Origin of the sequence: Streptomyces sp. SCL15-4 (genome assembly GCF_033366695.1) — a bacterium.
GTDB lineage: Bacteria > Actinomycetota > Actinomycetes > Streptomycetales > Streptomycetaceae > Streptomyces.
In genome coordinates, this window is sequence record NZ_JAOBTQ010000001.1 from 3,318,371 (window position 1) to 3,340,167 (window position 21,797).

Sequence of the window (21,797 nt, forward strand, 5' to 3'; positions counted from 1 at the left end):
GTCGAGCGGGACGGGTCGGGTTCGCGAGGGGTCAGGCGGGCGTTCTCGGTTCCAGGGCGCGAAGGGCCGCGGGGGCGGGCGGGGTGGCGCCGCAGAAGACGCAGCGGTCGCCGATGACGTCGAGGCCGCACCAGTGGCAGGTGGTCCGCCGTACGGAGGTGACCAGTTGGTACAGGACGGACAGGTCGGCGAGATAGCCGCAGAACTCGACCAGGCGGCCGGTCCCCCACCACACCGCGGACTCGGCGGGCAGCGGGACCTCGCGCAGTCCGTGCACGCCCCACCGGGTGCCGAGCGCGGTGACCCACTCGCTGTGCGGCTGGCCCTTGGCGACCAGCATCCAGGTGCTGAACTCGGGTCCTTTGAGGGTGGCTTCGGGACCGGCCCTGACCAGCTGCGGTTCGGGGTGGGCGAGGACGGCGAACTGACTGCCGGGCATCCAGGACCTGGCGTGCGCCTTCAGGCCGACCGGGACCCGGTCCAGCCGGGCGACGGAGCCGAGGACGGCGCCGGCGTGGATGTAGTGGGTGAGCAGCCGTCCGGCGGAGGCGAGCACGCCCGGGCTCAGGTCGCAGGAGGCCAGCTGGCGTAACTGCCGGGCCAGGACGGCGACGCCGAGCGGGGGCAGGCCGGGCCGGAAGAGGGCGACGCGGTCGCTCTCCAGCAGTGCGCGCAGGGTGTACAGCCGCCGGACGACCGGCTCCGGAGTGGCCTGCGAACAGACGACGACCACGTATCCGTACTGCTCGACGAGCCGGTGCAGTCCGGTGAGGCCCTCGTCCAGCGGACCGCTCTCCAGGCCGGTCAGCACGACGGCGGGCACGGTCCGCTCGTCCTGCGCCGGCAGCGCCATGTCGGCGCTGGTCACGGCAATGGCTGTTGGCACGCGCAGCTCTCCGCTCTTCACATCCGTCGGCCCACCGTGATCACTGCGGTGCGCCGGGACGACTTCATTGCGTGACTACCCGAGCACTGTATCCACGGCCGTATGGCCGGAGAACAGCGTTGGTGAAGCCGGTGGGGAACTCTCCCGCCGCAAGCCCCGCCAAACCAGGACAGGTTGAGCCGCCGCCGCGAAACCGTTTTGGTCTGGACCTCTTGACACCCCGATTGGTCTGGACCAACTTGTAGGGCGAGCGGTGGCCACCGTCCTCTCCTTCCTCTCCCCTCCTCCTTCCCCGCCCACTCCCCACCGGAGGCTCCAGTGGACCGCGCACCAGGCATACCCAGACCCACCGGACGGCGGTTCGCGGCATGGTCCGCCGCCACCGCCCTGGCCCTCTCGGTCGCGGGCCTCGCCGCGGCCTCCCCCGCCTCGGCGGCCGACGTCAACAACGTGAAGAACGCGGGCTACGAGTCGGGCCTCGCCAACTGGACGTGTACGGCCGGCAGCGGCGCCACGGTCACCTCTCCCGTGCACGGCGGCACCGGCGCCCTGAAGGCGACCCCGGCCGGCCAGGACACCGCCAAGTGCTCCCAGGCGGTCGCGGTCAAGCCCAACTCGACGTACACGCTGAGCGCGTGGGTCCAGGGCGGCTACTCCTACCTGGGCGTGACGGGCACGGGCACCACGGACGTCTCCACCTGGACTCCCGACTCGCCGTCCTGGAAGCAGCTCCAGACGACGTTCACCACCGGCTCCTCCACCACCTCGGTCACGGTCTACACCCACGGCTGGTACGGCCAGGCGGCCTACTACGCCGACGACATCTCCGTCTACGGCCCCGACGGCGGCGGAGGCGGCGAACCGGCCCCCACGATCCCGGCGGCCCCCTCCGGCCTCTCCGTCGCCGGCACCACGTCGTCCTCGGTCTCCCTGTCCTGGCCGGCGGTGTCCGGCGCGACGGGCTACAACGTCTACCGCGACGGCACGAAGGTCACGGCGGTGTCGGGCACGTCGGCGACGGTGACCGGTCTCGCGGCCTCGACGGCGTACTCGTTCCAGGTCACGGCCACCAACGCGGCGGGCGAGTCGGCGAAGTCGGCGACGGTGACCGGCACGACGACCTCCTCCTCGGGCGGCGGTGGCGGCGGCTCGCTGCCCAAGCACGCGGTGACCGGCTACTGGCAGAACTTCAACAACGGCGCGACCGTCCAGAAGCTGTCGGACGTCCCCGCCGCCTACGACATCATCGCGGTGTCCTTCGCGGACGCCACGTCCACGCCGGGAGCGGTGACCTTCAACCTGGACTCGGCCGGCCTCGGCGGCTACACGGTCGACCAGTTCAAGGCCGACCTCAAGGCCAAGCAGGCGGCCGGCAAGAAGGTCGTCATCTCCGTCGGCGGCGAGAAGGGCTCGGTGTCGGTCAGCGACTCGGCGTCGGCCGCGAACTTCGCGAACTCCGTGTACGGCCTGATGCAGACGTACGGCTTCGACGGCGTCGACATCGACCTGGAGAACGGCCTGAACGCGACGTACATGACGCAGGCCCTGCGGTCGCTGTCCGCGAAGGCGGGCCCGTCCCTGATCATCACGATGGCCCCGCAGACGATCGACATGCAGTCGACGTCGAACTCGTACTTCCAGACGGCCCTGAACGTCAAGGACATCCTGACGGTCGTCAACATGCAGTACTACAACAGCGGTTCCATGCTGGGCTGTGACGGCAAGGTCTACAGCCAGGGCACGGTCGACTTCCTCACCGCGCTGGCCTGCATCCAGCTGGAAGGCGGCCTGTCCCCGTCCCAGGTCGGCCTCGGCCTCCCGGCCTCCACCCGCGCGGCGGGCGGCGGCTACGTCTCCCCGACGGTCGTCAACAACGCCCTGGACTGCCTGACGAAGGCCGCCAACTGCGGCACCTTCAAGCCGTCCAGGACCTACCCCGACCTGCGCGGCGCGATGACCTGGTCCACCAACTGGGACGCGGCCTCGGGCAACGCCTGGTCCAACAGCGTGGGAGCCCACGTCCACGCCCTCCCGTAACCACCCCCGTCCCCTCCCCAGGCGCCCGGACCACCCCACGGTCCGGGCGCCGTCACGGAAGCCGGCCGGTACCCTGGGCTCGCCACGGCCGGGAAGAGGAGCGGAAGGGTTTCATGTCGTTCGGGCCGCCTCCTGCGGGATTTCCTCCTGCCGCCGCCTCTGCCTGGACTCCTCCGTCGGAGATCGAGCAGGCCTTGTCCGAGGCCAAGGGGCGGGGGGACTGGGTCGCGTACTTCGGGGCGCTGGCGCGGGCGCGGTTGTTCTTCGAGATAGACAAGGCCGGTGCGGACGCCACGCCCAGGGCCACGTACGCCGTGTTCGGGTACGACCCACGGGTCGCCGGCGGGCGGATCTGGGCCGTGTACACCGAGGGCATGCTGCCCGCCCCGGAGCCCCACCGGGTGTTCGACTGGAACAACCTGGAGTGGTTCGCCAAGGTCTGGCAGCCGGCCGATCCGCCGATGATCGTCGTCAACCCGGGAAGCCCCTGCGAGGCGTTCCTGCCCTCCGCGCCGCCGCATTCGGCGGCCTGGGCGCAGTACGGAGAACAGGCCCCGCCGCGGGACCGGTCGATGCGGCTGCGCACCCTCCGCGTCGGCGGCCCCCTGCACGGCCCGGTCGCCCACGGACTCGCCTGCGGCGCCCTCCTGTGCGTCAACAACGGTTCCTTCTGGAACGGCATGGCCTGGCACGGCACCGGCTACCCGGACGAACGCAGACGGCTGGACGAATGGTGGGGCATCACCACCCGCGAGCAGTGGCAGCACTACCTGCGCGAACTCCTCGCCTGCGAACAGCACAGCCCCGTATGGGACTTCGCCCTCGGTCTGCGCCGCACCATCGCCCGTGACTTCGGCGGGCACGTCGACGTGGGCTACTGGCGCCAGGCCGCCGCCGACGTCGTCCGCGCCAGGTCCGAGGGCTCGGTCGTGGTCGGCGAGGACGGGGTCACGAAGACCGAGCCCCGGCCCGCGTCCGAGGTCGAGGCGCGGATCGAGGGCGTACAGCGGCTCATCGGGCGCATCACCCGCTACGAGGCCCGCATGCGCGCCGACGGTGTGCTCGACGGCAGCCGGTACGTCTCGTCCGTCGACGCCTGGGACCTCGGCCGCGCCTCCAAGATGGCCCGGTGGGGGCTCGGCGCCCGCCTCGGCACGCTCGCGGAAGCCGAGGCCGCCGTCCTTCGGGCCGGCCGGGCCGCCGCCCTGTCCTACAAGTCCTGGCAGGACTTCTCCGCCGGCTACATCCTCGGCCGCTGCCTCCACTTCGACGACGAGGAGTTCGGCGACTGGTACCAGGACATGGTCTCGGCACATCGCATTCTGATGTCCGACCCCGGCAGTCCGTGGCGCACGATTCCGTTCCGCTGACGGTCGTCCGCTCGGCGGGCGGGAGGACCGAGGAGCCCCCGGCCGGTTTCCGTCGGCGCCCCGCCGCCGCACTTGACGTGTGCATGCCCGACCCGCACCATGAGCGCCACTCGCACAGCGAACCCACAGGGAGCCCCACGAACGGCTCCCGGCAGGTTCGTATCCGCACGTCGCACGGGAACACCCACTCCGACCCCCACAAGGAGCGTTCATGCGACTTCGCAGACGGGCCGCCGCGCTCGGCGCGCTGCTGGCCCTCGCGCTCGCCGCGCCGGTCTCGGCCGGCCTCGACCAGGCCGGCGCCGACAGCGCGCGGAAGGCCGCATCAGGCGACGACGACATCCGGCAGTACGAGATCCATCAGCGCACCACACCCGTGACCCGTACGGCCATCCAGGCGGCCGGTGTGACCGTCGACGAGGCCGACGAGGAGAGCGTCGTCGTCTCCGGGCGGGCGGAGCAGGCCGCGAAGCTGCGCCGGATGGGGTACGACGTGCAGCCCGTGGGAGCCGCTCCGCAGCGCGGGCAGGCCCGGCTCTACGACTTCCCCGGTGCCGACGCGAAGTACCACAACTACGCCGAGGCGAACGCCGAGATCGACCAGCGGCTCGCCGCCTACCCGGGCATCATGAACAAGCGGGTGATCGGGAAGTCGTACCAAGGGCGGGACATCATCGCCATCAAGGTCAGCGACAACGTCGCCGCCGACGAGGACGAGCCCGAGGTGCTGTTCACCGCGCACCAGCACGCCCGGGAGCACCTGACCGTGGAGATGGCGCTCTACCTGCTGCGCGAACTCGGCGCGGGATACGGGACCGACTCGCGGATCACCGGCCTCGTCGACAGCCGTGAGATCTGGATCGTGCCCGATCTGAACCCGGACGGCGGCGAGTACGACATCGCCAGCGGGTCGTACCGGTCGTGGCGGAAGAACCGGCAGCCCAACTCCGGTTCCACGAACGTGGGCACGGACCTGAACCGGAACTGGAACCACAAGTGGGGCTGCTGCGGCGGGTCGTCGGGCTCCACGTCCTCCGAGACCTACCGCGGGTCCGCCGCCGAGTCCGCGCCCGAGGTGAAGGTGGTCGCCGACTTCGTGCGCGGCCGGGTCGTCGGCGGCAGGCAGCAGATCAAGGCCGGGATCGACTTCCACACCTACAGCGAGCTGGTGTTGTGGCCGTTCGGGTACACCTACGCGGACACCGCCACCGGGATGACCGCCGACGACGCCGCCGCGTTCCAGGCCGTCGGGCGGAAGATGGCCGCCAGCAACGGGTACACCGCCGAGCAGTCCAGCGACCTGTACATCACGGACGGCACGATCGACGACTATCTGTGGGGTACGCAGAAGATCTTCAGCTACACCTTCGAGATGTATCCGACCTCGTCCTCGGCAGGCGGGTTCTACCCGCCCGACGAAGTCATCGAGCGGGAGACCTCCCGTAACAAGGACGCCGTGTTGCAGCTGCTGGAGAACGCCGACTGCATGTACCGGTCGATCGGCAAGGCCGCCCAGTACTGCTCCTAGCGGCTACGCCTCCTCGAAGTAGGCGTCGAGCACCGTGTCGAGCCGCTCGTCCCACTCCTTGAAGCGCGCCCTGGCCGGCGCCTCGATCTCGATCGGGAACCAGCGGCGGTCAGGGGTGTGGACGGTCACGGTGAACCGCTTGCCGAAGCGGGCCGTCTCCGTCTCCACCGCGGCGATCTCGTCCCAGCGGAACTCACAGGCCTCCTCGTCCAGGCTGAGGCGGACGCCCTTGCGGTCGGCCACGATCCGCGCCCGCCGGTCCGCCGCCTCGAAGACCGGCCCGTCGTCCGCCACTTCCTGGGAGGCTTCGTCGGCGGATTCCCCGGAGGCCTTCTGGAGGACCTCCCCGGTGTCCGCCGGCTCCGCCTCGTCCCCCGGACCCGGCCGGCCCGACGGCTCCGACGGCTCTCCCGACTCCTTGGACACCGGCCCCGCCTGACTCGGCATCGGGCCCGTGATCCCCGGGATGAAGGCCGGGTCGAAGCCGGCACCCGTCACGGGCTCGGTCCTGGGCGGCTCGGCCTTCGCCGGCTCGCTGCTCGATCCTATGCGCTGCTCCACGGCGGCAGTATGGACGACTTCCCTGTGCCGGAACCAGTCGGCCCACGAACACGCCGTGGAACCGGTCAGCCCACGAACACCCCGGCCACCACCGCCACCGCGAACCCAGCCAGCGACAACACCGACTCCAGCACCGTCCAGGAGCGCAGTGTGTCCCGTTCGCTGATGCCGAAGTACTTGGCCACCATCCAGAAGCCGCCGTCGTTGACGTGCGAGGCGAAGATGGAGCCCGCCGAGATGGCCATGATGACGAGCGCGGCGAAGGCCTGCGAGTGCCGGCCCTCCGCCAGCAGCGGGGCCACGATGCCCGCCGTCGTCACGATCGCCACCGTCGCCGAGCCCTGGGCGACCCGCAGCACGAGCGCGATCAGGTACGCCAGGACGAGCACCGGCAGCCCGACGTCGTGGAAGGTGTCCGACAGGGCCTGGGCGACCCCGCCGGCCTTGAGTACGGCGCCGAAGATCCCGCCCGCGCCGACCACCAGCAGGATGTTGCCGACCGGCTTCAGGGACGCGGTCGACACGGTCTCCAGGGACCTGCGGGACCAGCCGCGGCGGATGCCGAGGAGGTAGTAGGCGAGGAGCAGCGCGAGGGTGAGGGCGACGAAGGGGTTGCCGAGGAACTCCAGGACCGAGCGGACCGGGGAGGGGTCCAGGGCGATCGAGGAGAACGTGGCCGCCAGGATGAGCAGCAGCGGTGTGCCGATGATGGTGAGGACCGTGGCCAACGGTACCGGAGCCTCCCCGGCCGGCACGCCCTGCGCGCGCTGCTCGGCCGCCACCGCCCGCTTGGCCTCCTCGGCCGCCTCGACCATGTCCTGCGGTACGGCGACGAAGATCCGCTTTCCGGCCCAGGCGGCGTACGCCCAGGCGGCCAGTACGGCGGGGAGGCCGCAGACGATGCCCATGAGGACGACCCAGCCGAGCTGGACGTGCAGCAGTCCGGCGGCGGCGACCGGGCCGGGGTGCGGCGGCAGGAAGGCGTGGGTCATGGACAGGCCGGCGAGCAGCGGGAGGCAGTAGAGCAGCACCGACTTGCCGGATCGTTTCGCTGCCGCGTAGACGAGCGGGGCCAGGACGAAGATGCCCACGTCGAAGAAGACGGGGATGCCGAACAGCAGGCCGGTCAGGCCCATGGCGAGCGGGGCGCGGCGCTCGCCGAACAGGGACAGCAGACGCGCGGCCAGCACCTCGGCGCCGCCGCTGACCTCGAGGATCGCGCCGAGCATCGTACCGAGGCCGATGATGATGGCGACGTGGCCGAGGATGCCGCCCATGCCGGACTCGACGGTGGAGACCGCGTCGGAGCGCTGGACGGTGCCGAAGAGTTCGGTGACCGAGAGGCCGGCCAGCAGGCCGACGGCTATGGAGACGGCGAGGAGGGCCACGAAGGGCTGGAGCCGGACCTTGATGATCAGGAAGAGCAGCAGGGCCATGCCCAGGGCGGCGACCGTGAGCAGGCCGGGCGTGCCGTCGACGAGGAGGAGCATGCCTCCGGTGTGGGGTGGCGCGGTGGGAGCGGAAGCGGCGAGCGGAGCGGACATACGGGGGTCCTCTACGTAAATGCATCGTGCTTTCGGGCAGGGAGGAGCGCGGCACGGCACCTCGGGAAGTGCCGTGCCGTGCGGACACGCGGGAAACGGAGACGAGGACGCGGGCGGGCGTCAGCCCAGTACGGCGAGCGCGTCGATCTCGATGAGGAGGCCGGCCGGCAGACCGACGTAGACCGTCGTGCGGGCGGCGGGCGGCTGGGTCAGGCCCTGGTCCTCGAAGTAGGCGTTGTAGAGGTCGTTCATCTCGGCGAAGTGGTCCACGTCGGTGAGGTAGACGCGGATCATCATCACGTCGTCCCACGTGGCGCCGCCCTCCTCCAGGATCGCCTTGACGTTGGCGAGGGTCTGGAGGGTCTGCTCGCGCAGGGTCGGGCCGGCCGGCGTCGGCGGCTTGCCCTCCTCGGCGGGCAGGAAGCCGACCTGGCCGGCGACCTGGAGGATGTTGCCCTTGCGCACGCCGTGCGAGAACTTCGCGGGCGGGGTGGTGTGGGTCTTCGGGGTGAGCGCGGTCTTCTCGGTCATGCGGGGGTGCCCTTCACTGGCGTTCTTCCGGAGTACTCGCCGCTGATGGCGTCCGCCGTGCGGCGTACCAGCGGGAGCAGGCTGAGGAGTTCCTCGGCGGTGACGACCACGTTCGGCGCGGAGACCGACATCGCGGCGACCACCCGGCCGTCGGCCCCGCGCACGGGGGCGGCGACGCAGTTGATGGACTCCTCGTGGCCACCGAGGTCGGTGGCCCAGCCCTGTTCGCGCACCGCGGCCAGTTCCTTCAGGAATGCCTCGGCGTGGGGGGTCGAACGGGGCGTGTACAGGGGGTAGTCGAGCTGCTCGGCGAGGGCGCGGCGCTCGGGCGCGGGCAGGTCGGCGAGGAGCAGCTTGGCGACGGCGGCGACGGTGATGGCCACCGGCTTGCCGATCCGGGAGTACATGCGGACCGGGTAGCGGCTCTCGACCTTGTCGATGTACAGCACCTCGTTCTCCTCGTACACGGCGAGGTGGACGGTGTGGCCGCACTGTTCGTTGAGGCGTACGAGGTGGGGGTGGGCGATCTCGCGGATGTCGAGGTTCTCCATCGCCTCCTGGGCGAGCGCGAAGAGCCGGGCGCCGAGACGGTAGCGCTGGTCGGACTGGCGGTAGACCAGGCCGTGTTCGTGCAGGGTGCGCAGCAGGCGCAGGGCGGTGGACTTGTGCACGCCGAGGCGGTCGGCGACCTGCCCGAGGTCGGCGGGGCCCTCGGCGAGCAGCGGCAGGATGCTCAGCGCGCGGTCGACGGTCTGACTCATGGGGTGTTCGCCTCCTCCTCGGCCTGCTCGGCTTGCGTCCAGCCGGGGCCGAGTCGAAGTCTCCCCCATGCCCCGTCGTCGAGGGCGGCGAGGCGGTCGGCGTGGTCGCGGGCGGGAGGTGCGGCCAGGTCGCCGGGGACGGTGAGGGCGGCGGCGGCGAAGAGGTGGCCGTGCCTGAGGCGGGCCCTGAGGGCGAGCCCGCGCAGGGTGGCGGAGAGGAACCCGGCGGCGAAGGCGTCCCCGGCGCCGGTGGTGGCCACGACGTCGGTGCGCAGGGCGGGCTGGAAGGTGCCCTCGGGGTGGACGCGGGTGAAGGCCGTGGCGCCGCGCGCTCCCTCCTTCACCACGAGCAGGTGCGGCTCGGGCAGCAGCCGGCGGACGGCGGCCGGTCCGCCGGTGACCCCCCAGGCGTGGCCCGCCTCGTCCTCCCCCACGAACACGAGGTCGGCGCGCCGGGCCAGTTCCAGCAGGACCCGGGCGCCGTCGCCGTCCCGCCACAGCCCCGGCCGGTGGTTGACGTCGAAGGACACCAGCGGGCGGTCAAGCCCGGGTGCGGTCAGCTCGTAGAGCAGCTCACGGCAGTCCCTCGACAGCGCGGCCGTGATCCCGGACAGGTGCAGCACCCGTGCCGCGCGGGCCGCCGCCAGGTCCACGTTCCGTACGGACATCGCGGAGGCGGCCGATCCGGCCCGGTAGTACGCCACCTCGTGCGCGCCCGTGCCCCGCTCACCGGCGGTGCGGAAGTAGACGCCCGTGGGCCGGCCGGGGTCCCGGCGGACGGCGGTGACGTCGACGCCGTGTCCGGCGATCCGTTCCACCAGGTGGTCGCCGAAGCCGTCCGCGCCGACCCGGCTGACCCAGCGGACGGGATGCCCGCGGGCGGCCAGGGCGCACAGCACGTTGGACTCGGCGCCGCCGATGGCCCGGTCGAAGGAGGGCACGTCGGCGAGGCGGCCGGGGCGGCCGGGCAGGAAGGTGACCATGGACTCGCCGAGCGCCGCCACGTCCACGGTGTCGGGCGGGCGCGCAACGGCCGGGGCGTAAGCAGCGTCGTCGATGATGACTCCTGTCGATGACCGGGGCGGCGGCTCCGTTGACCCGGTGTTCGGCGAGATGCTAGACACCAGTAAGCAGCACACGCAATGGTCGTTGCACATATCGCAACGACCGGGAGAGGGGCTCCATGAGCACCGAAGCGCTCGCCCGCCAGGCCGCCCAGCGCCTGGCCCGCCTCGCCGAGGAACGTGTCGACCACCGCTTCAAGGGCCTCCCGCCGGACGCCGACGGCCTGACCGTCGCCGAGCTGGCCGCCCAGCGCCGCAACCTCTTCCGGGACGGCGACGGCTTCACCACACCCGTCCTCGCGCTGTCCGCCGAGCGCCTGGCGCACAACCTCGCGCTGATGGAGACCTACACCGCCCGGCACGGCCTGGCCTTCGCCCCGCACGGCAAGACCTCCATGGCCCCGCAGCTCTTCCACCGCCAGATCGAGCACGGCGCATGGGGGATCACCCTGGCGGTGCCCCACCAGGTGCGCGTCGCCCGGGCGTTCGGCGTCCGGCGGGTCTTCCTCGCCAACGAGCTGGTGGACGCCCCCGCCCTGCGCTGGATCGCCGCCGAGCTGGCCGCCGACCCGGAGTTCCGGTTCGTCTGCTACGTCGACTCGGTGCGCGGAGTGGAGCTGATGGACACGGCCCTGCGCGGCGCCGCCCGCCCGGTGGACGTGGTCGTGGAGCTGGGCGCGGGCGAGGGTGCGCGCACCGGCGTGCGCACGGAGGCGGAGGCCGAGGAGGTCGCCGCGGCCGTGGCCGCCGTGCCGGCCCTGCGCCTGGTCGGCGTGGCGGGGTACGAGGGCGAGGTGCCGCAGGCGGATCCGGAGCGGGTGCGGGCGTACCTGCGGCGGCTGGTGGCGCTGGCCGCCGGGCTGGACCGGGCCGGGCGGTTCGGCGCGGTGGACGAGATCGTGGTGAGCGCGGGCGGCAGCGCCTGGTTCGACGCGGTCGCCGAGGTCTTCGCCGGGATTCCCGCGCTGTCGAAGCCGGTGCTGAAGCTGCTGCGCTCGGGCGCGTACGTCTCGCACGACGACGGGCACTACCGCAGGCTCACGCCGTTCGGCCGGGTCCCCGAGGAGGGCGCGCTGGAGCCCGCCTTCCGGCTGTGGGCGCGGGTCGTCTCCCGGCCCGCCGCCGGGCAGGCCTTCGCCAACGCGGGCAAGCGGGACGCGGCCTACGACCTGGACCTGCCCACCGCCCAGGTGGTACGCCGGGACGGCGAGGAGCGCCCGGCCGCCGGCATCACCGTCACCGGCCTGTCCGACCAGCACACCTGGCTGCGCACGGACCCGGAGGCGGACGTCGAGGTCGGCGACTGGATCGGCTTCGGCCTGTCCCACCCGTGCACGTCCTTCGACAAGTGGCAGCTGATCCCGGTGGCCGAGGCGGACGGCACGGTCGTGGACTACATCCGTACGTTCTTCTAGGAGGCCCGCGTGGAGGACCTGGTCATCCGGGACGCCGACGTCGTCGACGGCAGCGGGGCGGACGCGTACCGCGCCGATGTCGTGATCGACGCCGGCCGCATCGTCTCGATCGTCAAGGAGGCCGCCGCGGCCGGCTGCCAGCGCCCGCGTGCGGTACGGGAGATCGACGCGGAGGGCCTGGTCCTCTCCCCCGGCTTCATCGACATGCACGCCCACTCCGACCTGGCCCTGCTGCGCGACCCCGACCACAGCGCGAAGGCCGCGCAGGGGGTCACGCTGGAGGTCCTCGGCCAGGACGGGCTGTCGTACGCCCCGGTGGACGACCGCACGCTGCAAGAGGTGCGGCGGGCGATCACCGGGTGGAACGGGTACGGCGAGGACGTCGACTTCGACTGGCGGTCGGTGGGCGGGTACCTGGACCGGCTGGACCGAGGCATCGCCGTGAACGCGGCCTATCTGGTCCCCCAGGGCACGGTCCGGGCGCTCGTGGTCGGCTGGGAGGACCGCGCGGCCACGCCCGAGGAGCTGGACCGGATGCGGCGGCTGGTCGCGGAGGGGCTGGAGCAGGGCGCGGTGGGCATGTCGTCCGGGCTGACGTACACGCCGGGCATGTACGCGCGGGACGCCGAACTGACCGCGCTGTGCCGGGTGGTGGGCTCCTACGGCGGCTACTACTGCCCGCACCACCGCTCCTACGGCGCCGGCGCGCTGGAGGCGTACGCCGAGATGGTCGACCTCGCCCGGGAGGCGGACTGCCCGCTGCACCTGGCGCACGCGACGATGAACTTCGGGGTGAACGAGGGCCGGGCGCCGGAGCTGCTGGCGCTGCTCGACCGGGCCCTGGACGCGGGCGCGGACCTCACCCTGGACACCTATCCCTACACCCCCGGCTGCACCACCCTCGCCGCGCTGCTGCCGAGCTGGTCGAGCGAGGGCGGGCCGGAGGAGATCCTGGCCCGGCTCGCCGACCCGGTGACGGCCGGGCGGATCCGGCACGACCTGGAGGTCACCGGCTCCGACGGCTGCCACGGCGTGCCGGTGGAGTGGGAGACGATCGAGATCTCCGGGGTGGCCGACCCGGCGCTCGGCGACCTCGTGGGCCGCACCGTCCGGCAGGCGGCGGACCTGCGCGGCGAGACGCCCTGGGACACCGCCCGCCGCCTGCTGGTGCGGGACCGGCTCGGCACGACGATCCTCCAGCACGTCGGCCACGAGGAGAACGTCCGCGCGATCATGCGGCACCGCGCGCACACCGGCGGCTCCGACGGCATCCTGCGCGGCAGCAAGCCGCACCCGCGGGCGTACGGCACCTTCCCGCGCTATCTCGGCCACTACGTGCGGGAGGCGGGCGTGCTGACGCTGGAGGAGTGCGTGGCCCACCTCACCTCCCGGCCGGCGGCGCGGCTGCGGCTGCCGGACCGCGGGCTGGTGCGCGAGGGGTACCGGGCCGACCTGGTGCTGTTCGACCCTCGCACGGTCGGGCCCGGTGCCACCTTCGCCGAGCCGCGCCGGCTGCCGACGGGCATCCCGTACGTGCTGGTCGACGGCCGGTTCGTCATCGAGGACGGCCGGCGGACGGATGCCCTGCCGGGCCGCTCCGTCCGCCGTACGCCGCTGTGAGCCGTGCTTACGGCTTGGGCAGGGTGCAGCCGGCCGCACTCAGGTTGAGCTTGTTGCCGGTGGTGAAGCAGGCCGGGATGTTGTAGGTCTCCTGGGCGTAGTTGATGCCCTGGCGGACGGTGACGTTGCCGCTCGCGTCGACCTCGCACGGGTTGTTCACCGTGCACCGCCCCCCGTCCTCGTTGCCGGTGTTGTTGACGGCGACGACCTTGCCGGTGGCGGCGTCGATCACCGGGGAACCCGAGGTGCCGCCGATGGTGTTGCAGGCGGAGGTGTAGCGGACCGAGTCCTTGAAGGTCCAGTCGCCCTCCTTCAGCCGGTACACGAACCCGTCGATGTTGCAGCTGTAGATGCGCTTCCAGTAGCCGGAGACCACCTTGATGGCGGTGCCGGCCACCGGGTGGGTGTCCTGCACGGTGAGCGGGCTGATGCCGTAGGAGCTCTTGATCGCCGCGTACGTGGTGGTGGTGCGGTAGATCGTGACGTCCGTGTCGGTCATGGTCGAGTAGACGACCTGGTTGGCGCGGAGGGTGGCGATCTTGGTGCCGGCGGAGTTCAGCAGGCCGAAGGTGCGGCTGGAGGACTGGCCGGTGATGACCTGGCCGGCGCTCGGCATGCCGGTCTCCAGGCAGTGGCCGTTGGTCAGCACCAGGGCCGGGTCGGTGTCGGCGGAGCCCGGGAAGCGGATGACGGAGCCGGAGCAGTTGCTGAGCGAGACGGTGCCGGCGAAGTCGACGGTGACCGCGGCGGCCTTGGCGGAGTGCGGGGCGGAGGCGTGCGGGGCGGTGGTGTGCGGCGCGGCCAGCGCCGGGGTGGCGCCCAGCCCGACGGTCGCCAGGGTGGAGAGCGCGGCAAGGAGAGGCTTGTTCACGTGGGGGTCCCCTCGTACGACGGAGGCGACCGGAGGTCTTCCGGCCGCCCACACGGTTGTCATGCGCATTCTCAGCAGCAGAGAGGGGCCGGGACAAGAAGGGGCGGCGGGTCATAGGGGTTTCCCTCGGCGCCGGGACGGAAGGTTTCCCCGGCGCCGGGACGGAGGATCGCCCCAACCTCGCGGCGGAGGATTCACCCGCGGTTCGGCTTGGTGACGACGGCTCAGAAGAGCGCGAGGCCCTTGACGACGGCGCGCGGGACGCCCGGCCGTGCCGTCCCGGCCGGCCCGCGTCTCGCGTCCGCCGAACACGCCGAACAGGCCGAAGCCCTCGACCTCGACGTCGATGCCGTCCGGCACGACGATCCCGGTGCCGCCCCACAGGGCCACGGCCCGGACCGCCGTCTCCCGGGCGGCGAAGCGGGCCTCGGTCGGATCGAGCCGGCCGCCGCCCCACACCGACCAGGCGGTGAACCGGGACGGCACCACCCATCCGCCGTCCCGCCGGAACCCGCCGAACACGCCCGGCGCCCACCGGGACGCGGGCGCGGTGCCCACCACCAGCGCGTCCCTGGGCCCCGGTTCCGGCAGCCCGCTCGCGGCCGCCCGCACCTCGCGCCGCGTCCGGGCGGCGTGGATGCGGCGTGGATGCGGCGTGGATCCGGTCGAGGCGGCCGTCCGGATCGTCCAGCGGCAGCCGCCGTCCGCCACGGCGGCCCGTGCGCGCTCGACGGCCCGCTCCCGCTCCTCGTCGCCGACGAGCACGTCCCCCTGCCCGTCACGATCGGCTCCGGACACTCGTTCGCTCATGGCGCCACTTCACACGGCGGCCGACTCCTCTGCCGGGAAACGGCGTCGCGTGCGGACGGTCAGCGGGGCCACCTCGGCGTGTCGTGGTCGTGGCCCCAGCCGTGGCGGCCGTCGTGGCCGAACGCCGGCGAGGCGGTGGGCGAGGCCGTGGGCGAGGCGCCGGCCGTGGGAGTGGCGGGCCGGACGACGGCGGACGCGGTGGCGGTCCGCGGGCCGTCGTCCGGGCGGCTCGGAGTGGTGCTCGGGCGCGGGACGGCGGCCGGACGGGCGGTCGCGGCCGACGGCGTGGCCACGGCGGAACCGGCGGAACCGGCGGAGGAGACCGGAGCCGACGCGGACGGCGCCGTGGTGGGCGCGCCTTCGCCGGTCGCCGCGGGGCCGTCCGTCGCGGGGCCGTCGGCGATCCGGCTCCCGCCGGCGGGCCGGGACTCGTCCGGGGAGCCCGCGCCGGACATCGCGGCGATCACCGCGACCGTGCCGGCCGCCGCCGCGAGCGCGCCGGCCGCGACCACCGCCCGGCGGCGCCCGCCCGCGCGCCGCCGCGCCCGCCTCCGCCCGGCCCGGTCCGCACCCGGCTCGGGCCGAGGAGGCCCGGCCCGGCGCACGGCGCGCGGGGGCTCCCCGGCCGCCGGCGGCAGCTCGCGCGTCGCGTCGTAGTCGTTCTGCCAGCCGTGCGCGGCGGCCGGGTCGGCGTACTCCTCGTACGCGGGGGCCGGAGCCGGCAGCGGGTGGTACACGTTCGGCCGGATGCCGGGCGTGCCGCCCGCTCCGTGCGGGTCGTGCGCTCCCGCCTCGTACTCCCGTTCCGTGGACATGTCAGCGGATTCTAGGGACGCAAGGGCCCCGGAAGACATCCGGCGGCGTTTTCCGGGCATCCTTCGCGTCTCGCGTGGTGGAAAACACCGCCCATGAGGCGGGAGCGGGCCGTAAGCTCACGGCATGCAGGTGATCCAGTCGACCAAGCTCGCCAACGTCTGTTACGAGATCCGGGGCCCGGTTCTCGAAGAGGCCATGCGACTGGAGGCGGCAGGCCACCGCATCCTCAAGCTCAACACCGGCAACCCGGCCGCCTTCGGCTTCGAGTGCCCGCCGGAGATCCTGGAGGACATCCTCCGCAACGTCTCCACCGCGCACGGCTACGGCGACGCCAAGGGCCTGCTCGCCGCCCGCCGCGCGGTCGTGATGCACAACCAGACCATCGGCATCGAGACGGACGTCGAGCACGTCTTCATCGGCAACGGCGTCTCCGAGCTGATCGTGATGGCGATGCAGGGCCTGCTGGACGACGGCGACGAGGTGCTCGTACCGGCCCCGGACTACCCGCTGTGGACGGCGGCCGTCTCGCTGTCCGGCGGCACGGCGGTGCACTACCGCTGCGACGAGCAGTCCGACTGGATGCCCGACCTGGCCGACATCGAGCGCAAGGTCACCGACCGCACCAAGGCGATCGTCGTCATCAACCCGAACAACCCCACGGGCGCGGTCTACGACGAGGAAGTGCTCAAGGGCCTGACGGACATCGCCCGCCGGCACAACCTGCTGGTCTGCTCGGACGAGATCTACGACAAGATCCTCTACGACGGCACCACGCACACCCCCACCGCGAAGGTCGCCCCCGATCTGCTCACCCTCACCTTCAACGGCATGTCGAAGGCGTACCGGGTGGCCGGCTACCGCGTCGGCTGGATGTCGGTCTCCGGCCCGCGCGCCCACGCCGACTCCTACATCGAGGGCCTGACGATCCTGGCGAACATGCGGCTGTGTGCCAACATGCCGGGCCAGCACGGGGTGGTCGCCGCGCTCAGCGGACGCCAGACGATCAACGACCTGGTGCTGCCGGGCGGGCGGCTGAAGGAGCAGATGGACGTCGCCTACGACCTGCTGACCCAAATCCCCGGCGTGAGCTGTGTGCGGCCCAAGGGCGCGCTGTACCTCTTCCCGCGGCTGGACCCCCAGGTCTTCAAGGTCAAGGACGACCGGCAGCTGGTGCTGGACCTGCTGCGGCAGGAGAAGATCATGGTCGTCCACGGCACGGGCTTCAACTGGCCGGAGCCGGACCACTTCCGGGTGGTGACCCTGCCGACGGTCGGCGATCTCCGGGACGCGATCACCCGCATCGGCACCTTCCTGGACGGATACGGCCAGCCGTAGCCGGCGGACTCCACTCCGTGACTCGACTCAACTTTAGACGAAATCCAAGCTAAGATGGTTTCCTGTCACAGCACAGGAGGCCATCCCCCATGTACGAACCGATCCGCACCAAGTCGGTCCACACGATGGCCGGCACTTCCTGCGACTTCCCCCACCGGTCGCGCGAGGAGGAGCTGGACATCCAGCTCGCCGGACACCTCGCCGCGCTGCTCGCGGTCACCGACGAACTGCGCGCCCTGACCTCGTCCGCCGACCTGGACACCGCCGCGGAGCGCCTCGCGGCCCAGGTGGCCCGGCTGCGCGGCGGGCGGGCGCCGCTGCGCGCGGCGCCGGCCGCGGCGGGCGACCCGGCCGCACTGCACCGGCGGGCGCACACGCTCGCCGGACGCGCCCTGGTGGTCGCCGCCTCCCGCGCGGACACCGCGGCGGCCATCCTCGCGGCCGAGCGGATGGACGCCCACGCCGTCGCCGAGACCGACCCGAAGACACTCAGCCCGGCCCGCTGACCCCGCCGAGGGGTCCCCTGACGGCCCCGGTCCGCGCGCACCCGCAGCGACGCGCGGACCGGGTGCCACTCACCCCGCCGGCCGGCCCGCCTCCTCCGCTGCCGGGACCGGACCGCCCGGACGACGGCCGTCCCCCGCCGCCGGCCAGGCCGGTCCGGCGCGGAGCCGCAGGACCGTCTCCGTCGGTGAAGAGCCTGCCGCACGTGTGATCGAGGCCCTGAACGCCGACCGGGAACCGGGCCCGCTCCGGGACGGCGCGGTCGGCCCCGGAAGCGCCGGCACGCGCCCTTCGGGCCGCCGGCCGATTTTCGCGCCGGCCGGGGAGTCCTCGGCCGGACCGGACGCCGAAGGACCCGGGCAGCCGAAAGCCCGGGGCCCCGCACGCCGTTGTGCGGGGCCCCGGGCGGGCGGTCACCGCGGCCGGTCGTGACGATCGCTGGTCAGGGCACATCCGGACCGGCCGCGGAGTCTTCGTGCGCGGGCCTCAGCCCAGGCGCTCCACCAGCGCGTGGTACTGGTCCCACAGCTCCTTCGGCGTGTGGTCGCCGAAGGTGTTCAGGTGCCCGGGGACCAGGGCGGCCTCCTCACGCCAGACCTCCTTGTCCACGGTGAGCAGGAAGTCCAGGTCGGCCTCGGGCAGTTCGAGCCCGTCGGTGTCCAGCGCCTCCTTGGTCGGCAGGACGCCGATCGGCGTCTCGACGCCCTCGGCCCTGCCCTCCAGCCGCTCCACGATCCACTTCAGGACGCGGGAGTTCTCGCCGAAGCCCGGCCAGACGAACCTGCCGTCGTCGTCCTTGCGGAACCAGTTGACGTAGTAGATCTTCGGCAGCCTGGACTGGTCCTTGTCCTTGGCCACGTCGATCCAGTGGGCCATGTAGTCGCCCATGTTGTAGCCGCAGAACGGCAGCATCGCGAACGGGTCGCGGCGCAGCTCGCCGACCTTGCCCTCGGCCGCCGCGGTCTTCTCGGAGGCCACGTTGGCGCCGAGGAAGACGCCGTGGTTCCAGTCGAAGGACTCCGTCACCAGCGGCACGGCCGAGGCGCGGCGGCCGCCGAAGAGGATCGCGGAGATCGGCACGCCCTTGGGGTCCTCCCACTCGGGCGCGATGGTCGGGCACTGCGCGGCCGGCACGGTGAAGCGGGCGTTGGGGTGGGCGGCCGGGGTCTGCGACTGCGGCGTCCAGTCGTTGCCCTTCCAGTCGGTGAGGCGGGCCGGGGGTTCCTCGGTCATGCCCTCCCACCACACGTCGCCGTCGTCGGTGAGCGCGACGTTGGTGAAGACCGCGTTGCCCCACAGCGTCTTCATCGCGTTGGCGTTGGTGTGCTCGCCGGTGCCGGGCGCGACGCCGAAGAAGCCCGCCTCGGGGTTGATCGCGTACAGGCGGCCGTCCTCGCCGAACCGCATCCACGCGATGTCGTCGCCGACGGTCTCCACCGTCCAGCCGGAGATCGTGGGCTCCAGCATGGCGAGGTTGGTCTTGCCGCAGGCGGAGGGGAAGGCGGCGGCGACGTACTTGGCCTCGCCCTGCGGCGGGGTGAGCTTCAGGATCAGCATGTGCTCGGCCAGCCAGCCCTCGTCACGCGCCATGACCGAGGCGATGCGCAGCGCGTAGCACTTCTTGCCGAGCAGGGCGTTGCCGCCGTAGCCGGAGCCGTAGGACCAGATCTCGCGGCTCTCGGGGAAGTGCGAGATGTACTTGGTCGCGTTGCAGGGCCAGGGGACGTCCTCCTGGCCCGGCTCCAGCGGGGCGCCGAGCGTGTGGACGGCCTTGACGAAGAAGCCCTCGTCGCCCAGCTCGTCCAGGACGGCCCGGCCCATGCGCGTCATCGTGCGCATGGAGACGGCCACGTAGGCGGAGTCGGTGATCTCCACGCCCAGCGCGGACAGCGGGGAGCCGAGCGGGCCCATGCAGAACGGGACGACGTACATCGTGCGGCCCCGCATCGAGCCGCGGAACAGGCCCTGGTCGCCGGTGAAGATCTCCCGCATCTCGGCGGGCGCCTTCCAGTGGTTGGTCGGGCCCGCGTCCTCCTCCTTGTCGGAGCAGATGAAGGTGCGGTCCTCGACGCGCGCGACGTCGGTCGGGTCCGAGGCGGCGTAGTAGGAGTGCGGGCGCTTGACCGGGTCCAGCTTCTTGAACGTTCCCTTGGCGACCAGTTCCTCGCACAGCCGCTCGTACTCGGCCTCGGAGCCGTCGCACCAGACCACGCTGTCCGGCTGCGTCAGTTCGGCGATCTCGTTGACCCAGGAGATCAGTTCCCGGTGCTTGGTGGGGACGACGGTGGGAGCCGCGTTGTCGCGCGCCACGATTGCTCCTAAGTGAGGGTTTTTTGTTGGTTCGCCCCGTGGGGGCCGCGACCCGGATGCTTCGTAGCCCGCTCATCCGGTGCCGACCGCACTCATTTGATCATCCGAGTCTAGTGCCCATCTGTCCAGGGGGCATCACAGGTGAGCGGCGTGAGGAATGCCACGATGTCCAGGTCGTTTTGCGTCCACGTTGGGTTCGCCTGAAGGACTTTTTGCCAACGGATCTTCGAGGTGGCGTGGATGCGTATACATTGACGATCGATTTACGGCAGCCTGGGTACCATCCCCGCATGACTGCGTCCGTCCCCGACGCGCCCACGGACACGCCGGCCGCCGGCCGCGGTCCCGTCGCGCTTTCCCTGCCGCATCCGGTCAAGCCCCGTCTCCGCGGCTGGCTGCACCTGGGCATGTTCCCGGCCGCGCTCGTCGCGGGCCTCGTACTCACCGCGCTCGCCGACTCGACCAGAGGCCGCATAGCCTGCGGCGTCTACGCCCTGACGGCGTGTCTGCTCTTCGGTGTCAGCGCGCTGTACCACCGGGGCAACTGGAGCCCCCGCATGGACGGCGTGCTGCGCCGCCTGGATCACGCCAACATCTTCCTGATCATCGCGGGCACCTACACCCCGCTGACCCTGCTGCTCCTGCCCGGCGGGAAGGGCCGCTGGCTGCTCTGGAGCATCTGGGCCGCCGCCGCGGCCGGCATCGTCTTCCGCGTCTTCTGGGTCGGCGCCCCGCGCTGGCTGTACACGCCCTGCTACATCGCGATGGGCTGGGCCGCCGTGTTCTTCCTGCCGGACTTCCTGCGCACCGGCGGCATCGCCGTCCTGGTCCTGGTCGTGGTCGGCGGCCTGCTGTACAGCGCCGGCGGCGTGATCTACGGCATCAAGCGCCCCAACCCGTCACCGCGCTGGTTCGGCTTCCACGAGGTCTTCCACTCCCTCACCCTCGCCGCGTTCGTCGTGCACTACGTCGGCATCTCCCTGGTCGCCTACCAGCACGCGTAAGCCGCTTCCCGGAGAAAAACGCCAGGTCCGCGCGGCATCCCGTGCCATGCTGGCCGGGTGAACGGAACCGAGATCCACGTCGAAGTCGACCCCGGACTGCATCTGTTCGTGCCGGCCGCCCGCCGCCGCGGGTCCACACCGGTGGCCACGGACGGCGTCTCGACGCTCGGCCATGTCGTCGAGTCCCTCGGCATCCCGCTCACCGAGGTCGGCACCCTGGTCGTGGACGGCCGCCCGGTCGCGCCCGGACACATCCCGGGGGCGGCCGAGCGGGTCCTCATCCGGCCGGTGGAACGACCGCAGCGGGTGCCCGGCGCGCCGCTGCGCTTCCTCCTCGACGTCCACCTCGGCACGCTGGCCCGCCGGCTGCGGCTGCTCGGCGTGGACACGGCGTACGAGTCGACGGACATCGGCGACCCGGCGCTGGCCGCCCGCTCGGCGGCCGAGAAGCGGGTGATGCTCAGCCGCGACCGGGGGCTGCTGCGCCGCCGGGAGCTGTGGGCCGGCGCGTTCGTCTACAGCACCCGCCCCGACGACCAGCTGGACGACGTCCTCGACCGCTTCGCCCCCGAGCTGCGTCCCTGGACCCGCTGCACCGCGTGCAACGGCCTGCTGCGGGACGCCGCCAAGGAAGAGGTCGCCGACCAGCTCAAGAGCGGCACCCAGCGCACCTACGACGTGTTCGCCCGGTGCGCGGACTGCGGCCGCGCGTACTGGAAGGGCGCGCACCACGACCAGCTGGAGGCCATCGTGGAGCGCGCCCTGAACCGGCGCGGCGCGGCCCGCAGCTGACGGCCGCTCACTCCTCCGCGCCCGCGCGGCGGCCGTGG

At 72.3% G+C, this 21,797-nt stretch carries 19 protein-coding genes; 9 read left to right on the forward strand and 10 right to left on the reverse strand.

What is annotated here, in order from left to right; translation table 11 throughout:
* Positions 1-31: 31 nt before the first annotated feature.
* Positions 32-868 (reverse strand): hypothetical protein, encoded by an 837-nt coding sequence (locus SCK26_RS14175; protein ID WP_412080849.1) that lies wholly within the window; start codon positions 866-868, stop codon positions 32-34.
* A 336-nt stretch (positions 869-1,204) separates the two neighbouring features.
* On the opposite strand from SCK26_RS14175, the gene SCK26_RS14180 reads away from it, so the two are divergent.
* From SCK26_RS14180 to SCK26_RS14190, 3 genes are all read left to right on the forward strand, one after another.
* Positions 1,205-2,923 (forward strand): chitinase, encoded by a 1,719-nt coding sequence (locus SCK26_RS14180; protein WP_412080740.1) that lies wholly within the window; start codon positions 1,205-1,207, stop codon positions 2,921-2,923.
* A gap of 113 nt (positions 2,924-3,036) precedes the next feature.
* Positions 3,037-4,293 (forward strand): DUF1266 domain-containing protein, encoded by a 1,257-nt coding sequence (locus SCK26_RS14185; RefSeq protein ID WP_412080741.1) that lies wholly within the window; start codon positions 3,037-3,039, stop codon positions 4,291-4,293.
* Between the two features lie 211 nt (positions 4,294-4,504).
* Positions 4,505-5,821 (forward strand): M14 family metallopeptidase, encoded by a 1,317-nt coding sequence (locus SCK26_RS14190; protein ID WP_318201680.1) that lies wholly within the window; start codon positions 4,505-4,507, stop codon positions 5,819-5,821.
* Positions 5,822-5,824: 3 nt separating this feature from the next.
* Here the strand turns inward: SCK26_RS14190 and SCK26_RS14195 are convergent, their stop codons facing one another.
* The 5 genes from SCK26_RS14195 to SCK26_RS14215 all read right to left on the reverse strand — a co-directional run bounded on the left by SCK26_RS14195 (position 5,825) and on the right by SCK26_RS14215 (position 10,228).
* Positions 5,825-6,382 carry a hypothetical protein gene (locus tag SCK26_RS14195; protein WP_318201681.1) on the reverse strand — a complete coding sequence of 186 codons (558 nt, stop codon included), beginning with the start codon at positions 6,380-6,382 and terminating at the stop codon, positions 5,825-5,827.
* A 65-nt stretch (positions 6,383-6,447) separates the two neighbouring features.
* On the reverse strand, positions 6,448-7,926 hold the full coding sequence (locus SCK26_RS14200) for a gluconate:H+ symporter (RefSeq protein WP_318201682.1): 1,479 nt from the start codon (positions 7,924-7,926) through the stop codon (positions 6,448-6,450).
* Positions 7,927-8,046: 120 nt separating this feature from the next.
* Complete coding sequence (locus SCK26_RS14205) at positions 8,047-8,457, reverse strand: RidA family protein (RefSeq protein WP_318201683.1); 411 nt, start codon at positions 8,455-8,457, stop codon at positions 8,047-8,049.
* Positions 8,454-9,218 (reverse strand): IclR family transcriptional regulator, encoded by a 765-nt coding sequence (locus tag SCK26_RS14210; protein ID WP_318201684.1) that lies wholly within the window; start codon positions 9,216-9,218, stop codon positions 8,454-8,456. The genes SCK26_RS14205 and SCK26_RS14210 overlap by 4 nt, the downstream gene beginning before the upstream one ends.
* Positions 9,215-10,228: a sugar kinase gene (locus SCK26_RS14215; protein ID WP_318206005.1), complete on the reverse strand. Its 1,014-nt coding sequence runs from the start codon at positions 10,226-10,228 to the stop codon at positions 9,215-9,217. The genes SCK26_RS14210 and SCK26_RS14215 overlap by 4 nt, the downstream gene beginning before the upstream one ends.
* Positions 10,229-10,401: 173 nt before the next feature.
* Between SCK26_RS14215 and SCK26_RS14220 the strand changes: the two genes are divergently transcribed.
* Entirely contained in the window at positions 10,402-11,697 is a 1,296-nt protein-coding gene (locus tag SCK26_RS14220) for an amino acid deaminase (protein WP_318201685.1), read from the forward strand.
* Positions 11,698-11,706: 9 nt separating this feature from the next.
* Complete coding sequence (locus tag SCK26_RS14225) at positions 11,707-13,317, forward strand: D-aminoacylase (protein ID WP_318201686.1); 1,611 nt, start codon at positions 11,707-11,709, stop codon at positions 13,315-13,317.
* Positions 13,318-13,324: 7 nt separating this feature from the next.
* Here the strand turns inward: SCK26_RS14225 and SCK26_RS14230 are convergent, their stop codons facing one another.
* The 3 genes from SCK26_RS14230 to SCK26_RS14240 form a co-directional block, all read right to left on the reverse strand.
* Complete coding sequence (locus SCK26_RS14230) at positions 13,325-14,188, reverse strand: serine protease (RefSeq protein ID WP_318201687.1); 864 nt, start codon at positions 14,186-14,188, stop codon at positions 13,325-13,327.
* A gap of 111 nt (positions 14,189-14,299) precedes the next feature.
* The gene (locus tag SCK26_RS14235) at positions 14,300-14,998 is read right to left on the reverse strand and encodes a hypothetical protein (RefSeq protein WP_318201688.1); all 699 of its coding nucleotides are present in this window, start codon (positions 14,996-14,998) and stop codon (positions 14,300-14,302) included.
* Between the two features lie 59 nt (positions 14,999-15,057).
* Complete coding sequence (locus tag SCK26_RS14240) at positions 15,058-15,813, reverse strand: hypothetical protein (protein ID WP_318201689.1); 756 nt, start codon at positions 15,811-15,813, stop codon at positions 15,058-15,060.
* Positions 15,814-15,937: 124 nt separating this feature from the next.
* Between SCK26_RS14240 and SCK26_RS14245 the strand changes: the two genes are divergently transcribed.
* Both SCK26_RS14245 and SCK26_RS14250 read left to right on the forward strand, forming a co-directional pair.
* Positions 15,938-17,149: a pyridoxal phosphate-dependent aminotransferase gene (locus SCK26_RS14245; protein ID WP_318201690.1), complete on the forward strand. Its 1,212-nt coding sequence runs from the start codon at positions 15,938-15,940 to the stop codon at positions 17,147-17,149.
* 89 nt (positions 17,150-17,238) lie between these two features.
* Positions 17,239-17,655, forward strand: a complete 417-nt coding sequence (locus SCK26_RS14250) for a hypothetical protein (RefSeq protein ID WP_318201691.1) — start codon at positions 17,239-17,241, stop codon at positions 17,653-17,655.
* A gap of 484 nt (positions 17,656-18,139) precedes the next feature.
* On the opposite strand, the gene SCK26_RS14255 is transcribed toward SCK26_RS14250, so the two are convergent.
* Positions 18,140-19,963: a phosphoenolpyruvate carboxykinase (GTP) gene (locus SCK26_RS14255; RefSeq protein ID WP_318201692.1), complete on the reverse strand. Its 1,824-nt coding sequence runs from the start codon at positions 19,961-19,963 to the stop codon at positions 18,140-18,142.
* A gap of 290 nt (positions 19,964-20,253) precedes the next feature.
* Here SCK26_RS14255 and trhA point away from each other — a divergent pair, with 290 nt between their 5' ends.
* Together trhA and SCK26_RS14265 are read left to right on the forward strand one after the other, a co-directional pair.
* Positions 20,254-20,967 carry a PAQR family membrane homeostasis protein TrhA gene (gene trhA, locus SCK26_RS14260; protein WP_318201693.1) on the forward strand — a complete coding sequence of 238 codons (714 nt, stop codon included), beginning with the start codon at positions 20,254-20,256 and terminating at the stop codon, positions 20,965-20,967.
* Positions 20,968-21,024: 57 nt separating this feature from the next.
* A complete protein-coding gene (locus tag SCK26_RS14265) occupies positions 21,025-21,759 on the forward strand; it encodes a Mut7-C RNAse domain-containing protein (RefSeq protein WP_318201694.1) in 735 nt (244 codons plus the stop codon).
* The last annotated feature ends 38 nt before the right edge of the window (positions 21,760-21,797 follow it).

Excerpts from the sequence above, each read along its gene's own strand:
- SCK26_RS14185 (WP_412080741.1), top strand. The coding sequence starts at position 3,037 with ATGTCGTTCGGGCCGCCTCCTGCGGGATTTCCTCCTGCCGCCGCCTCT.
- SCK26_RS14190 (WP_318201680.1), top strand. The coding sequence starts at position 4,505 with ATGCGACTTCGCAGACGGGCCGCCGCGCTCGGCGCGCTGCTGGCCCTC.
- SCK26_RS14200 (WP_318201682.1), bottom strand. The coding sequence starts at position 7,926 with ATGTCCGCTCCGCTCGCCGCTTCCGCTCCCACCGCGCCACCCCACACC.
- SCK26_RS14205 (WP_318201683.1), bottom strand. The coding sequence starts at position 8,457 with ATGACCGAGAAGACCGCGCTCACCCCGAAGACCCACACCACCCCGCCC.
- SCK26_RS14210 (WP_318201684.1), bottom strand. The coding sequence starts at position 9,218 with ATGAGTCAGACCGTCGACCGCGCGCTGAGCATCCTGCCGCTGCTCGCC.
- SCK26_RS14220 (WP_318201685.1), top strand. The coding sequence starts at position 10,402 with ATGAGCACCGAAGCGCTCGCCCGCCAGGCCGCCCAGCGCCTGGCCCGC.
- SCK26_RS14235 (WP_318201688.1), bottom strand. The coding sequence starts at position 14,998 with ATGAGCGAACGAGTGTCCGGAGCCGATCGTGACGGGCAGGGGGACGTG.
- SCK26_RS14240 (WP_318201689.1), bottom strand. The coding sequence starts at position 15,813 with ATGTCCACGGAACGGGAGTACGAGGCGGGAGCGCACGACCCGCACGGA.
- SCK26_RS14245 (WP_318201690.1), top strand. The coding sequence starts at position 15,938 with ATGCAGGTGATCCAGTCGACCAAGCTCGCCAACGTCTGTTACGAGATC.
- SCK26_RS14250 (WP_318201691.1), top strand. The coding sequence starts at position 17,239 with ATGTACGAACCGATCCGCACCAAGTCGGTCCACACGATGGCCGGCACT.
- trhA (WP_318201693.1), top strand. The coding sequence starts at position 20,254 with ATGACTGCGTCCGTCCCCGACGCGCCCACGGACACGCCGGCCGCCGGC.